This window comes from Yeosuana sp., assembly GCF_057126245.1.
In genome coordinates, this window is record NZ_DBNGMQ010000088.1 from 24,821 (window position 1) to 39,800 (window position 14,980).

18 protein-coding genes are annotated in these 14,980 nt (G+C 33.1%); 15 read left to right on the forward strand and 3 right to left on the reverse strand.

Annotation, left to right across the window (positions count from 1 at the left end):
• Positions 1-2 precede the first annotated feature (2 nt).
• From AC15TD_RS11980 to AC15TD_RS12045, 14 genes are all read left to right on the forward strand, one after another.
• Complete coding sequence (locus tag AC15TD_RS11980; protein WP_484452388.1) at positions 3-1,070, forward strand: cytochrome-c peroxidase; 1,068 nt, start codon at positions 3-5, stop codon at positions 1,068-1,070.
• Positions 1,071-1,253: 183 nt separating this feature from the next.
• On the forward strand, positions 1,254-1,583 hold the full coding sequence (locus AC15TD_RS11985; RefSeq protein ID WP_484452389.1) for a HesB/IscA family protein: 330 nt from the start codon (positions 1,254-1,256) through the stop codon (positions 1,581-1,583).
• Positions 1,584-1,609: 26 nt separating this feature from the next.
• Positions 1,610-3,058, forward strand: coding sequence for a Fe-S cluster assembly protein SufB (sufB, locus tag AC15TD_RS11990; protein WP_484452390.1), 1,449 nt, complete (start codon positions 1,610-1,612; stop codon positions 3,056-3,058).
• Positions 3,058-3,543: a flavodoxin family protein gene (locus AC15TD_RS11995; RefSeq protein WP_484452391.1), complete on the forward strand. Its 486-nt coding sequence runs from the start codon at positions 3,058-3,060 to the stop codon at positions 3,541-3,543. The genes sufB and AC15TD_RS11995 overlap by 1 nt, the downstream gene beginning before the upstream one ends.
• Positions 3,544-3,553: 10 nt before the next feature.
• Positions 3,554-4,306, forward strand: a complete 753-nt coding sequence (gene sufC / locus AC15TD_RS12000; protein WP_484452392.1) for a Fe-S cluster assembly ATPase SufC — start codon at positions 3,554-3,556, stop codon at positions 4,304-4,306.
• A gap of 75 nt (positions 4,307-4,381) precedes the next feature.
• A complete protein-coding gene (gene sufD / locus AC15TD_RS12005; protein WP_484452393.1) occupies positions 4,382-5,695 on the forward strand; it encodes a Fe-S cluster assembly protein SufD in 1,314 nt (437 codons plus the stop codon).
• An 86-nt stretch (positions 5,696-5,781) separates the two neighbouring features.
• Positions 5,782-6,996: an aminotransferase class V-fold PLP-dependent enzyme gene (locus AC15TD_RS12010; protein WP_484452394.1), complete on the forward strand. Its 1,215-nt coding sequence runs from the start codon at positions 5,782-5,784 to the stop codon at positions 6,994-6,996.
• A gap of 164 nt (positions 6,997-7,160) precedes the next feature.
• The gene (locus tag AC15TD_RS12015) at positions 7,161-8,231 is read left to right on the forward strand and encodes a zinc metalloprotease (RefSeq protein ID WP_484452395.1); all 1,071 of its coding nucleotides are present in this window, start codon (positions 7,161-7,163) and stop codon (positions 8,229-8,231) included.
• A 76-nt stretch (positions 8,232-8,307) separates the two neighbouring features.
• Positions 8,308-8,736: a hypothetical protein gene (locus AC15TD_RS12020; protein ID WP_484452396.1), complete on the forward strand. Its 429-nt coding sequence runs from the start codon at positions 8,308-8,310 to the stop codon at positions 8,734-8,736.
• A gap of 38 nt (positions 8,737-8,774) precedes the next feature.
• Entirely contained in the window at positions 8,775-9,197 is a 423-nt protein-coding gene (locus tag AC15TD_RS12025; protein ID WP_484452397.1) for a SufE family protein, read from the forward strand.
• Position 9,198: 1 nt separating this feature from the next.
• Positions 9,199-9,525, forward strand: coding sequence for a DUF59 domain-containing protein (locus AC15TD_RS12030; protein WP_484452398.1), 327 nt, complete (start codon positions 9,199-9,201; stop codon positions 9,523-9,525).
• 14 nt (positions 9,526-9,539) lie between these two features.
• Positions 9,540-9,869 carry a cupin domain-containing protein gene (locus AC15TD_RS12035; protein ID WP_484452399.1) on the forward strand — a complete coding sequence of 110 codons (330 nt, stop codon included), beginning with the start codon at positions 9,540-9,542 and terminating at the stop codon, positions 9,867-9,869.
• Between the two features lie 3 nt (positions 9,870-9,872).
• Complete coding sequence (locus AC15TD_RS12040; RefSeq protein ID WP_484452400.1) at positions 9,873-10,379, forward strand: DUF2480 family protein; 507 nt, start codon at positions 9,873-9,875, stop codon at positions 10,377-10,379.
• A 128-nt stretch (positions 10,380-10,507) separates the two neighbouring features.
• Positions 10,508-11,437 (forward strand): DUF3078 domain-containing protein, encoded by a 930-nt coding sequence (locus AC15TD_RS12045; protein ID WP_484452401.1) that lies wholly within the window; start codon positions 10,508-10,510, stop codon positions 11,435-11,437.
• Between the two features lie 52 nt (positions 11,438-11,489).
• On the opposite strand, the gene hflX is transcribed toward AC15TD_RS12045, so the two are convergent.
• Entirely contained in the window at positions 11,490-12,704 is a 1,215-nt protein-coding gene (hflX, locus tag AC15TD_RS12050; protein WP_484452402.1) for a GTPase HflX, read from the reverse strand.
• A 76-nt stretch (positions 12,705-12,780) separates the two neighbouring features.
• Here hflX and AC15TD_RS12055 point away from each other — a divergent pair, with 76 nt between their 5' ends.
• Positions 12,781-13,749: an endonuclease/exonuclease/phosphatase family protein gene (locus AC15TD_RS12055; protein WP_484452403.1), complete on the forward strand. Its 969-nt coding sequence runs from the start codon at positions 12,781-12,783 to the stop codon at positions 13,747-13,749.
• A 112-nt stretch (positions 13,750-13,861) separates the two neighbouring features.
• Here the strand turns inward: AC15TD_RS12055 and AC15TD_RS12060 are convergent, their stop codons facing one another.
• Both AC15TD_RS12060 and AC15TD_RS12065 read right to left on the reverse strand, forming a co-directional pair.
• Positions 13,862-14,242 carry a hypothetical protein gene (locus tag AC15TD_RS12060; RefSeq protein WP_484452404.1) on the reverse strand — a complete coding sequence of 127 codons (381 nt, stop codon included), beginning with the start codon at positions 14,240-14,242 and terminating at the stop codon, positions 13,862-13,864.
• 84 nt (positions 14,243-14,326) lie between these two features.
• The gene (locus AC15TD_RS12065) at positions 14,327-14,851 is read right to left on the reverse strand and encodes a RidA family protein (protein ID WP_484452405.1); all 525 of its coding nucleotides are present in this window, start codon (positions 14,849-14,851) and stop codon (positions 14,327-14,329) included.
• Between the last annotated feature and the right edge of the window lie 129 nt (positions 14,852-14,980).

The following is a 14,980-nucleotide window of genomic DNA, read 5'->3' on the forward strand; positions in this document are numbered from 1 at the left end:
AATTGAAAGAATGGCTCAAACATATTTGTTTATTACTTCTATGCATTGTTGCGTCTTGCTCAAATGAGGAGATAGACCTGTATGTAGCAAGTCCAAGTCCGCTTCAAATACCTCAATTATTTGAAGTCAACATTTTAAATCCTGTAATTCCAATTGATAATCCGCAAACTGTTGAAGGCATTGCTTTAGGGAAAAAATTGTTTTTTGACCCTATTTTATCAGCTAATAACACTCAAGCTTGCGCAGATTGTCATGCGCCACAAAATGCCTTTTCAGATTCAGGCAGATTTAGTGATGGTATTGATGGTATTTTAGGAAAGAGAAACTCAATGCCTCTGTTTAATTTAGCATGGAATTATGACGAAAAATTCTTTTGGGACGGACGTGCTTTTAGCCTTGAACATCAAGCTTTTGAACCTGTCACAAACCCTATTGAAATGCATAGCATATGGCAAGAAGTTACATCAAAACTAACAGAGCATTCCGAATATCCCGAAATGTTTAAAAAAGCATTTGGCAATCAAAAAATAGACTCCATACTTGTTACCAAAGCAATAGCCCAATTCGAAAGAACATTAATTTCCGCCAATTCTAAATTTGACAAATACCTTTTAGGACAAGTTAGTTTAACACCATCTGAACTTAATGGGTTTAATGTATTCATGGATGAATCAAAAGGAGATTGTTTTCACTGTCATGGTAACGAAAAGAATCCATTGTGGACAGACAACATGTTTCACAACAATGGTTTGGATGAAACTTTTACAGACTTAGGTTTAGGAATCGTAACTGGTGACCCGGCCGATAATGGAAAATTCAAAAGTCCCTCTTTAAGAAATCTTGCCTTCTCTGCTCCTTACATGCATGATGGCAGGTTTAATACACTTGATGAAGTTATTAATCATTACAGCGAAGGCTTAAAAAACTCTAATACTATCGATCCTTTAATGAAAAAAGTAGCTCAAGGTGGTGTGTTGTTATCAGAACAAGATAAATCAGATTTAAAAGCTTTTTTGTTAACTCTTTCTGACGTCGAATTTATCAACAATTTAGAATTTATCAATCCATAAGAAAAACCTATAAAAGCATTTACTAATATAATGTAAGTAAGTATGGAAATACATGACTTATATTGTATATTTGTACTCTATTTAGAAACCTTCTTAATAAAAAATTAAGATAATTTACAATATGGTTTGTAATATTATCCAAAAAAAACAATCAATAAAAGGTGTAAACCTAAATATAAAAATATGATTAAAGTTTCAGAAACAGCTAAGAAAAAAGTCATTGAACTTATGCAAGAAGAAGGATTCGATCCGGCTTCTGATTATGTTCGTGTTGGTGTTAAAAGTGGTGGTTGTTCTGGTTTATCATACGATTTAAAGTTTGATAAAGAGAATGTTGAAGACGACAAAGTTTTCGTTGATAATGATGTGAAAATTATTGTAGACAAAAAAAGCTTTTTATACTTAATAGGAACCACTCTTGAATATTCAGGAGGACTTAATGGGACAGGATTTGTTTTTAATAACCCCAACGCAAACAGAACTTGTGGATGCGGTGAATCTTTTTCACTGTAAACAAACAAAATTGAACAACACATACAATGAGCAAATATACTGAAGACGATTTAAGAGAAGAACTTAAAACAAAGGAATACGAATATGGATTTTATACGGATATAGAATCAGACACGTTTCCTATTGGTTTAAATGAAGACATTGTAAGAGCTATTTCCCTCAAAAAAGAAGAGCCAGAATGGATGACAGAGTGGCGACTTCAAGCGTTTAAAGCCTGGAAAAAAATGACAGAGCCCGAATGGGCAAATGTACACTATAAAAAACCTGACTTTCAAGCTATTTCATACTATTCTGCTCCTAATAGCAAACCAAAATATGACAGTTTAGATGAAGTGGATCCTGAATTATTAGCAACTTTTGCAAAATTAGGAATATCACTTGATGAGCAAAAGAAGCTGAGTGGTGTCGCGATGGATGTGGTCGTTGATTCTGTTTCAGTGGCTACGACATTTAAGAAAACATTAGGTGAAAAGGGCATTATTTTTATGAGTATTTCTGAAGCTATTAAAGAACACCCTAAACTTGTAAGAAAATATTTAGGAACCGTAGTTCCTCAAAAAGACAACTTTTATGCGGCATTAAACAGTGCTGTTTTTAGTGATGGTTCTTTTTGTTACATTCCAAAAGGCGTGCGTTGTCCAATGGAATTATCAACATACTTTAGAATTAACCAAGCCGGAACAGGACAATTTGAAAGAACCCTTGTTATTGCTGATGAAGGCAGTTATGTAAGTTATCTTGAAGGTTGTACTGCACCAAGCAGAGACGAAAATCAATTACATGCAGCCGTTGTAGAATTAATTGCTCTCGATGATGCTGAAATAAAATACAGCACCGTACAAAACTGGTATCCAGGAAATTCTGAAGGTAAAGGTGGCGTTTATAATTTTGTAACCAAACGTGGTTTATGCGAAACTAATGCAAAAATCTCATGGACTCAAGTAGAAACAGGAAGTGCAGTAACTTGGAAATACCCAAGTTGTGTACTAAAAGGTGATAACTCTGTTGGAGAATTCTATTCTATAGCGGTAACGAACAATCATCAACAGGCAGATACAGGAACCAAAATGATTCACCTTGGAAAAAATACAAAATCCACGATTATATCTAAAGGTATTTCAGCCGGCAAATCACAAAATAGTTATCGTGGTTTAGTTCAAGTACATTCTAGAGCAGAAAATGCAAGAAACTTTTCGCAATGCGACAGTTTATTAATGGGAAATGAATGCGGTGCGCACACCTTTCCTTACATAGAAGCAAAAAATAAAACGGCAAGAATTGAACATGAGGCAACGACGAGTAAAATTGGTGAAGACCAAATTTTCTATTGCAACCAAAGAGGTATAGATACAGAAAAAGCCATTGCGCTTATCGTTAATGGGTTTAGTAAGGAAGTTCTGAATAAACTCCCTATGGAGTTTGCTGTTGAAGCTCAAAAATTATTGGAAATAAGCTTAGAAGGATCTGTAGGGTAATGAATAATTCAGTAATTATAGTCGGTTCATCTAGAAAAGATGGAAATACATCTCGAATAGTGAGCGATATTGCGAACCAATACAATATTGATGTTGTTAATCTAAGTGATTATAATTTCTCGTATTACGATTATGAAAGTAAAAACAGAAATGATGACTTTTTTGAGTTAGCCAAAGGTATTATAGAAAAATATGACACCTTAATTTTTGCAACGCCCGTTTACTGGTATAGTATGAGTGGCATCATGAAAGTCTTTTTTGATAGGTTTTCTGATTTGATTAGAATAGAAAAAGAAACGGGAAGGCAATTACGAGGAAAAAATATGGCAGTTATTTCAAACTCGCATGATAATGAATTAGATTATGACTTTTATATTCCTTTTAAAAAATCAGCAGAATATTTAGGTATGATTTATTTGGGCAAAAAACATGTTAATGCAGATAACCCTCAAAAATTAAAAAAATTAGAATTAGCGTTCATATAAAATAAAAACAATGTTAAAAATTAATAATCTACACGCGAGTGTTGAAGATAAATCGATTTTAAAAGGTATTAATCTGGAAATAAACCCAGGTGAAGTTCATGCCATTATGGGACCGAATGGTTCTGGTAAAAGCACATTGGCATCTGTCATTGCAGGTAAAGAAGAATATGAAGTTACTAAAGGAAATATTCTCTTTGAAGGTGAAGATATCGATGAATTAGCTGCTGAAGATCGCGCTCACAAAGGGATCTTTTTATCCTTTCAATATCCGGTTGAAATACCAGGAGTTTCGGTAACTAATTTTATGAAAACAGCTATTAATGAAACGCGTAAAGCTAAAGGTCTTGAAGACATGCCGGCAAAAGACATGCTTAAGCTTATTCGTGAAAAAGCGGAGTTATTAGAAATTGATAGAAAGTTTTTATCTCGTTCCTTAAACGAAGGCTTTTCGGGCGGTGAGAAAAAACGTAATGAAATTTTTCAAATGGCCATGTTAGAACCAAAATTTGCCATACTTGATGAAACCGATTCTGGACTTGATATTGATGCACTTCGTATTGTAGCCAATGGTGTTAATAAGCTTAAAAACAAAGATAATGCGGTCTTGGTTATTACGCATTACCAACGTTTATTAGAATATATAGTACCCGATTTTGTGCATGTACTGCATAATGGTAAAATTGTGAAGTCTGGAACCAAAGAGCTAGCTCATGAGTTAGAAGAAAAGGGTTACGACTGGATAAAAGAAGAAGTGAACGCATAAAATAGTAAGCAGTCTACAGTCTCCGTTTGCAGCAAATATCTGCCTACTGTTTCTGAAAACTGAAAACTGAAAAAAATGGATTTAAAAGAAAAACTCATATCATCCTTTTGGGCATTTGAAAATCATCTAGACGAAGATTCCTATCTACATTCTTTAAGAACAGAGGCTATTAAAAATTTTGAGGAACTAGGTTTTCCTACAAAAAAAGAAGAAGCCTGGAAATATACGTCTTTAAATAGTTTGGTGAAAAATGACTTTAGCGTCTTCCCAAAACAAGAAAATGCTATTGAATATAACGATGTTAAAAAATATTTTATTCATGATATAGACTCTTATAAAATTGTGTTTATTGATGGAAAATATTCTTCACATTTATCTCAAACCACACACGACGGCATGGATATTTGCTTGATGTCGTCGGCATTATCAAAACCAAAATACCGTATTTTAATTGAAAATTATTTCAATAAGATTGCTAAAAGAGAAAGTTTAACATCCTTAAATACAGCCTTTTCAAGCGAAGGCGCCTATATTCATATTCCAAAAAACAAAATGGTGGCGAAGCCCATCCAAATCATCCATTTTTCAACAGGAAATGAATCGGCCATCATGTTACAACCACGTAATTTAATAGTGGTTGATGAGAATTCTCATGTTCAAATTATTGAGCGCCATCAAAGTTTAACCAACAATCCCGTGTTAACCAATAGCGTTTCAGAAATTTTTGTAAACAAACGCGCTATTGTAGATTATTACAAAATACAAAATGACAATTTAGATGCCTCGTTAATAGACAATACCTATATCAAACAAAGACAAGAAAGCATCTGTTCTGTTCATACCTTTTCCTTTGGCGGAAAATTAACCCGTAACAACCTTAATTTCTCACAACAAGGTGAACGCATCAATTCCATTTTAAAAGGTGTTACTATAATAGTAGACAAACAGCATGTAGACCATAATACTTTGGTTCACCATATTGAGCCTAACTGTGAAAGTCATCAAGATTACAAAGGAGTTTTTGGAGAAAATTCTACTGGTGTTTTCAACGGAAAAATTATTGTTGACAAAATTGCCCAGAAAACCAATGCCTTCCAATCCAATAAAAATATTCTCATTAGCGATAAAGCAACCATCAATACCAAACCCCAGCTTGAGATTTTTGCAGACGACGTAAAATGTTCTCACGGTTGTACTATTGGCCAGTTGGATGAAAGTGCCATGTTTTATTTACGATCGCGTGGTATTCCAGAAAAGGAAGCGAAAGCCTTACTTATGTATGCGTTTAGCAACAATGTATTAAGTTCTGTTAAAATTCCAGAAATCAAACAACGTATCAACAAAATTATTGCCAATAAACTGGGTGTTAATATCGGATTTGATTTATAAAATTATTTGAAGCTCATCCCGCTTTTGGCAGTCGCTCTCTTTGAGAAGCTCCAACAAATGCCTCAATCGGGGCTAAACACAACGCTATGTTCAATGTAGAAGACATACGAAAAGACTTCCCCATACTTTCTAGAAAAGTTAATGGTAAACCTTTGGTGTATTTTGACAATGCAGCAACCTCACAAACCCCACAACAGGTTATTGATGTGATTGTAGATTATTATTCAAATTACAATGCCAATATTCATAGGGGTGTGCATAGATTAAGTCAAGAGGCAACAGATAAATACGAGCAAGCACGATTAAAAATTCAAACGCATTTTAATGCCCAATTCTCTCATGAGATTATATTCACCTCGGGCACGACACATAGCATTAACATAGTAGCGAACGGATTTTTATCCATCTTAAAAAAAGGCGACGAGGTTATTGTATCCGCTTTAGAACACCATAGCAATATCGTGCCATGGCAAATGTTATGTGAACGTACTGGCGCCATTTTAAAAGTGATTCCAATGAACCAAGATGGCGAATTGGTAATGACCGAATATGATGCGTTACTATCTAAAAACACAAAACTAGTGTTTGTAAATCATGTATCTAACGCCTTAGGTACCATTAATCCCATAGAATATATTATTAATAAAGCACATCAGGTTGGTGCAGCCGTTTTAATTGATGGCGCACAGGCTTGCCCACATATAAAACCCAATGTACAAGACTTAGGTGCCGACTTTTACGTTGCTTCTGCTCATAAAATGTGTGGTCCTACAGGTGTCGGTATGCTTTACGGAAAAGAAGCATGGCTTAACAAACTACCTCCTTACCAAGGTGGTGGCGAAATGATTGCAGAGGTCACTTTTGAAAAAACAACCTATGCCGATTTACCTCATAAATTTGAAGCCGGTACACCAAATATTTGTGGAGGTATTGCTTTTGGAGCTGCTATAGATTATATGAATGCCATAGGACTTGAAACTATCGCAGCCTATGAACATGAGTTGTTAGTGTACGCTACTAATAAACTTATTGAAATAGATGGCCTAAAAATTTACGGAACGTCTAAACATAAAGCATCTGTTATTTCTTTCAATCTTGAGGGCATTCATCCGTATGATGTTGGGACTATTCTTGATAAAATGGGAATCGCTGTAAGGACAGGTCATCATTGTGCGCAACCCATCATGGACTACTTCAAAGTTCCCGGAACCGTTAGAGCATCCTTCGCTTTTTATAATACAAAAAAAGAAATTGATGTTTTAGCAACTGCTATTAAAAAGGCTAAAATGATGCTATCTTAAATCCCTTTAAGTAACTTTTAATCATATTTGTTTAAGATAACTTGTTATTTATTTTACAAAAATTAACACTTTATCGAATATTTAACAAATTATATTCATTTTTATCAATTGTTTTGAAAATTTTTTCTAGATTCAACAACACTAATCAAAATTTGATAATTATTATGAAAAAATTAGTTTTTTGCTTGGCTTTAATTGTCATCCTTTTTACGGCGTGTAACACCGATGAATCCCGAGAAATCGCTCAAGAACCAGAAATAGACATGAGTGATTTTTATGTTTACACAGATTTTAATAACGATTTAAATTCTAAATCTATTAATTCCAAAGAATCATACAAAACTTGCTACACCATGGATGTTCTTAACAGACAGCTCAGTGAAAATCCTGGTCTTGAGAAAAAAATGTTTGATGTGGAATATCATACCAGAAAATTTATTGCTGCAAAAGGCAAACCAAGCGGAATTGGTGGCGGCGGTGGCAGTAGTGGCGGCGAAACCGATGTAGATGTTTTACCAATAGATGATGGCTTAGGCACTGTCAACATCCCGGTTTATGTTCACATAATTTTACCTAATGCTAACGATGTAACCAACGGTCAAGTAACGGCACAAATGAATGTGTTAAATGATGATTTTAATAGCACCAATACAAATTTATTGCCTTCTGACGCAACAAGCTTTATAAATGATGCTACAATTACAGGAGTTGAATTTACACTGGCTGGAACATTCAGACATAATGATCCTAAATCATCTTGGGGAACTAATAATTCTGTAAAATCAGCCTATCCTCCTATTACGCCTGAGACCCATTTAAATATATGGGTTTGTAATATTGGTGGTGGTATTTTAGGGTATGCCCAATTCCCTGGTGGCAATTTAGCTACAGACGGTATAGTATTGCTCTATTCTAGTTTACCAGGTGGTTCTGCAACCAATTATAACTTAGGAAGAACAGCAACTCATGAGGTTGGTCATTATTTAAATTTAAGACACATTTGGGGTGATGGAAGATGCAGACGAGATGACTTTGTGACTGATACTCCTACTTCTGATGGCGCTAACTATGGATGCCCTTCATACCCAACAATTAATTGTAGCACAACAGATATGACTATGAATTATATGGATTATACATATGATAGTTGTATGTACATGTTTACAGATGGACAACGTAATAGAATGCGTGCTATTTTTTCTTCAGGCGGATCTAGAGAGAGCATGGTACCATAATTAGATATTTAAAATACATATATAAAAGACGCCAAATTTGGCGTCTTTTTTGTATTATTACCTTTAAAACAACCCTATGAGAATTTTTATATTTCTACTATCGCTAATTATTTTTGATAAAGGTTGTTCTGATTCTAAAATTAATCAAGATACCCTATCAATAGAATATTCAGCACTTTCAAGAGGTTATTATAAACACATAACCATGAACAACAAAGAAATAACAGTAATTAATAAACGTAATATAAAACCAATCACTAAAACTTGCAGTGAAAAAATTTGGGAAGACCTTATTAGTATCCTTAAAACTGTTGATATTGAAAACATCCCTAATTTAAAACCTCCCACTCAAAAACGATTGTATGATGGTGCGGCTATCGCAAACCTAAAAATAACACACAAGGGTTCCACCTATGAGACCGTTAGTTTTGATCATGGAAACCCACCAAGAGAGTTAGAAGCTCTTATTAATAAAATCTTATCTGTTTCAGAAAATATTGAATAGGAACTTTTCTTATTGTATTTTTGTTTAAAATGATGATAATGACTATTGAAGACATACAAAACGAAATAATTGATGAGTTCTCTATGTTTGATGACTGGGAGGAACGCTATCAATATATGATCGATTTAGGGAAAGATTTACCTTTAATTGACGACCAATATAAAACGGATAGTAATATTATAAAAGGTTGCCAAAGTAAAGTATGGGTACATGCAGAGTTGATAGATGATAAAATATTCTTTACTGCAGATAGTGATGCTATTATTACAAAAGGCATTATAGCCATTTTAATTAGGGTATTTTCAAATCAGCATCCTAAAGATATTATAGGGGCTGATATGGACTTTATTGAGCAAATTGGTTTAAAAGAGCATTTGTCACCAACCAGGGCCAACGGTCTAGTAAGTATGATTAAACAGTTAAAAATGTATGCCATAGCATACCAAACACAATTAAATTAACATGAGCAAAACAAAAATAGATACTATAGAATTAGGTGAAAAAATAGTAGGTGTTTTAAAAACTATATATGACCCTGAAATTCCTGTAGACATTTATGAATTAGGTTTAATATATGATGTTTTTGTCAACGAAGATTATGATGTAAAAATATTAATGACTTTAACAACGCCTAATTGTCCTGTTGCAGAAACCTTACCATTAGAAGTAGAAGAGAAAATCAAATCACTTGACGCTGTTAAAAATGCTGAAGTTGAAATTACCTTCGACCCACCTTGGACCCACGATTTAATGAGTGAAGAAGCTAAATTGGAGCTTGGAATGCTTTAATTCTGAACGTCATTATGGAAGTTACAAATCATGATTCTGGCTTTGAGATATTAAAGGACTCATTAAAAAGAAAAGTTGTTTACTTAGAAAACGTAATGGTAACCGTCATTGAGTTTTCAAATGGCCCTATGGAACAACCAGATTCTCCTCATAAACATCAACACGAGCAAATAAGCTATGTCGCTTCTGGTTCTTTAAAATTATTTATTGAAGACAGAGAATATGTATTAAATAAAGGTGATGTTTTTAAAGTAGAATCTAACCTTAACCATTGTATCCAAACACTATCAGAAAACGTAACACTTGTTGATAGCTTCTCTCCTATTAGAAAAGATTTTTTATAACATATGTCAGACGAAATTATTAATCGCGTAGCGAATAGCAAATTAATTACAGTAAACCTTGAAGATTATTATCCTGAAGGAAAACGCGTTCTGTTTGATATTAAAGACTGGCTGTTTGAAGGTTTTGTTTTGCGTGAAAAAGATTTTAGAGATCACGTGATGAAACACGATTGGTCTCAGTTAAAAAATACTTATGTGGCTTTAACATGTAGTAGTGATGCCATTATTCCTGCCTGGGCTTTTATTTTAGTCAGTATTAACTTAGAGCCTTTTGCAAAAAAAATAATTATTGGAGATCTAGAGCTACTTGAAACCTCTATTTACCAAGATGTATTAAATAGCTTAGATGTTTCAGATTTTAAAGACAAACCTATTATCATTAAAGGTTGTTCTAAAAAACCGGTGCCTCAAAATGCCTATATTATGTTAGCCAACAAACTTCAACATATAGCTAAATCTATTATGTATGGCGAAGCCTGTTCTTCGGTGCCTCTTTTTAAAAACAAATAATTTTCTTCATTTTTAAAGTGACCAATAAGTAAGCATAGACCTAAATATCAATACTTATCAATCAGATTGAATAATTATTAAAAAGAAAATAACTTATATTTGCACGCATTTTATTAAATTTTTTAAAAATGAGAAATAAATTACTTATTACCTTAGTCTTTTTGCTATCAATTTCATTCGGCTTTTCCCAAACTAAAGAAGAATTGGAGGCTGAAAAAGCTACAAAAAATGACTCTATTACTGCGATTCAAGCTAGAGTTAAAGCTATACAAAGTCAAATTGATGCCATTCCTGGTTGGAGAGTTGGTGCTTTTGGTACCATAGGCGGAAGCTTATCAAACTTTAATAATTGGTACTCTCAAGGTGCACCAAACAATTCTTCAGGAAACTTTGGATTTACTTTTAATGGTCATGCTAATTTAATTCAGGAAAAGTTCTTTTGGAGAAACTCTTTAAACACCAATTTAAATTGGGTTAAATTAGATAACAAAGATATTGATACTGATAACGACAGCTTCAATCCAACTACCGATGTTTTTAATGTATCGTCTTTATATGGTAGAAATATTACCAAATCGTTAGCTGCCTCTGGGTTAATGGAATATAGAACAACACTCTTAGATAATTTTAACGATCCAGGCTATTTAGATTTTGGTATAGGAGCAACATGGACACCCATTAACAATTTAATTGTTGTGGTTCATCCTTTAAACTACAACTTTGTATTTAGTTCTGGTGATACGGTCTTTGAATCTTCTTTAGGTGCTAAAATAATGGCCGATTATACTAGAGAAATTGGCGCTATTAATTTTAAAACTAACTTATCTATGTTTCAAAGCTATAAGAGCTCAAACTATTCAAACTGGACATGGACTAACTCTTTTGGATATACCTTATGGAAAATGATTGGCGTTGGTTTTGATTTTGGTTTAAGAAGTAACAAACAAGAAGCTTTAAACTATTCAATAAATACCTTAGGAAATACTTCTGAAACTTTTGATAGTGTTGATAACGATTTACAAACCTATTACACGATTGGTTTGAATTATAAGTTTTAACAATTATTAGATAATATAAAGAAAATGCGCTTCAACATGAAGCGCATTTTCTTTATGCCTGATTCTCATCATAATCCGGGTATAGGAAATGATTATAAGGAAACCGTGTGATATGAATTTGTCTCACTTCTTCATAAACGCGTTTTTTAAAATCTTCAATATTTTCTTTATTAATGGCAGATATAAACAAGGCATTATTACCGAGCTTACTCATCCAAGTACTTTTCCATTCTTGTAATGTATAATGCATGGTAGTACGCTCTGTTTCTAAATCATCATCATCGAGCGGTTCTGCTTTATAAGCATCAATTTTATTAAACACCATAATAGTAGGTTTATCGGAGCTATCAATTTCACCTAAAACCTTATTAACAGATTCTATATGCTCTTCAAAATTAGGATGGGAAATATCGACTATATGAAGTAATAAATCGGCTTCTCTCACCTCGTCTAAAGTACTTTTAAAACTATCTACTAATTGCGTTGGGAGTTTTCTAATAAAACCTACCGTATCAGATAATAAAAAAGGAAGGTTCTTAATTACCACTTTTCTTACGGTGGTATCAAGTGTTGCAAACAATTTATTTTCAGCAAATACCTCACTCTTACTTATTACATTCATAAGGGTAGACTTCCCAACATTCGTGTAACCAACCAACGCAACACGCACCATAGCACCCCTATTCCCTCTTTGAACAGCCATTTGCTTATCAATGGTTTTTATACGTTGCTTTAATAAAGATATTTTATCACGCACAATACGTCTATCTGTTTCAATTTCTGTCTCTCCAGGTCCACGCATACCAATACCCCCTTTTTGTCGCTCAAGGTGCGTCCACATACCTCGTAATCTTGGTAATAAATATTCGCATTGCGCCAATTCTACTTGCGTTCTTGCATAACTGGTTTGAGCGCGCTGCGCAAAAATATCTAGAATTAAATTCGTTCTATCTAATACTTTACAGTTTAATATCTTACTAATATTTCGTTCCTGAGCCGCAGATAATTCATCATCAAAAATCGCGGTTCCAACGTCATTATCTTCAATAAATTGACGGACATCTTCCATTTTACCAGATCCAATAAACGTTTTTGGGTTAGGCATTTCCATTTTTTGAGTAAAACGTTTTACCACATCTCCACCTGCAGTATAGGTTAAAAACTCTAGCTCATCTAAATATTCCTTAGACTTAGTTTCGTCCTGTTCTTTCGTCACAACCCCTATTAAAACAGCCTTTTCTAAGCTTATATCTTTTGATTCAATCATAAAATAAATTATAGCACAAAGTTACATAATTGTAACCACTTTAATTTTTATATTTTTAATCCTTTATTTTGAATTTATGACTGATTTTATTGAAGATACTTTTCCAAACCGTGTTAAACATACCATCGCATTTTATAATCTTGAAAATTTGTTTGATTTTAGTAATGCCCAACTTACAAATGATAATGATTTCTTACCTAATTCTACAAAAAAATGGACTTACAAACGCTATGAAAACAAACTTAGAAAATTGGGGTTTGCTATATCCAATATTGGACTGAAAGAAACCAACAGACATCCTGCTATTATAGGTTTGGCTGAAGTAGAAAATGGTACGGTTTTAAAAAATCTTATAGCAACCAAACATTTAAATAAATGCCACTATAACTTTGTTCATTATAACTCCTTAGATGAGCGGGGAATAGATGTTGCGTTAATGTATGATACAACTCGATTTAAAGCGACCTATTCTGAAACGTTTTCAATTCATTTGGTAGACGAAGATGGATTACCTGATTATACACGAGATATTTTATTAGTAACAGGGTTACTTGAAAGTGAAGAAATTCATCTTATTGTTAATCACTGGTCATCTCGACGAGAAGGCGAAAAAGAAACCGAGCCCAAACGAATGGCTTCCTCCAATAAAGTGATTGAAATTATTGCAAATTTACAATTAGAAGATCCTCATGCTAAAATTATTGTTTTAGGTGATTTTAACGATAATCCTTCTAGTAAAAGTATTAAACATTTAGTAACGGAATCTAATCTCTATAATCCTATGGAAACCTTGCGCTCTTTTAGTCGAGGAACCACAAACTATAACCGACAATGGAATCTGTTTGACCAAATTATATTTTCAACTAACTTTTTTAAGACGTCAAGTCAATTATTTGAGTTTAGTGCTGCTAATATCTTTGACGAAGATTTTTTAAAACTATTAAACGGAAAATTTAAAGGCACACCTTTTAGAACTTATGTTGGTAAAAAATATAAAGGTGGTTACAGTGACCATTTTCCAGTGTATGCCATTTTTGAAAAGTGATTATTACCTTATTTCGAATGAGGTGCACCTGATAACATCTCCATTAATTATTTAAAGCCTGCCCCATTTTGAAAAACAAAACTTACAGTGATAGAAAGTTAATACTATCCAACTAACTCGCTTTAGAAATTACATAAGTAAAAGCTAAAACAGCCATTGGTAATAGCCATAATAAGTAAATATTATAGCTGTTTTTAGATTTCCTCTTAAGCATTTTTGTATTAATCATCATGCGCTTTTTACCTGTGTATTGCATCCAATTTTTAAAATAAATAAATACGGCTATTAACGTAAATAAAGTCCATGCTTTTGATGAAGACATGGTAACCATATTCATTTGCCTAGAAAAACCAGCAAAGAAAACGCCTAAAAGTAATAACAACGACACTTGTAAAAGCGTAATATATGCTACTGCAACACGATTAGCTTTTTGCTTTAGTTTTGGTTTGTAATAAGTGAAGATATTATAGAATAAAGTGTCTGATAGGTTCATTGAAGAGAATTTTCTTAATAAGGTGTATAATAGCAATTTAGCTGCATGCCAACAGATTTTATAAAATGTTATGCATTGGCACTTCTATTCAGAACAATGTACTTCTAATTCAATTTCAATCATAAATTCTGGAATCGCCAATTCTTTTACTCCAAGCCAAGAACCTGTCGGAAATTGTTTAGTGTAAATTTCATTTCTGTAAGCCGCGTTTTCAAGAAATAATGGCATGTTGGTGGTAAAAATATTTTCAACAACGACATCATCAAATGTGCAACCATAATGTTTCATAATTTTTTCCAAATCTGCGTAACAATTTTTCATTTGTTGTCCTAAATCACCTATTGCAGTTGGATTTCCTTCATCATCCATACTTACAGCCCCAGAAATTTTAATATCGTTACCTATTTTCACAGCGTGTGAATATCCGTAGGCTTTTTCAACTTCTGGTCGAAGTAAAAAATATTCGGGTTTTTTAGATTCAACTACTCCTTTTTCAACTTCTTTTGTTGTTTCCTTTTCTCTTTGTTCACAACTTTGAATTGTAAAGGTCAATGTGATAAGCATTACAATTAAGGTAAGCTGATTAGTAAGGTTAATTATTTTTTTCATAATTAATTGATTTTGAAACTAAATATAAAAAATAATAGAAAGTCTATGTTAACGATTATCAAAATAATTCAGTTAACTTAAAATTAATTAAATTTTAAAACTTGATTAATCAATAAAATCGTAAGCATT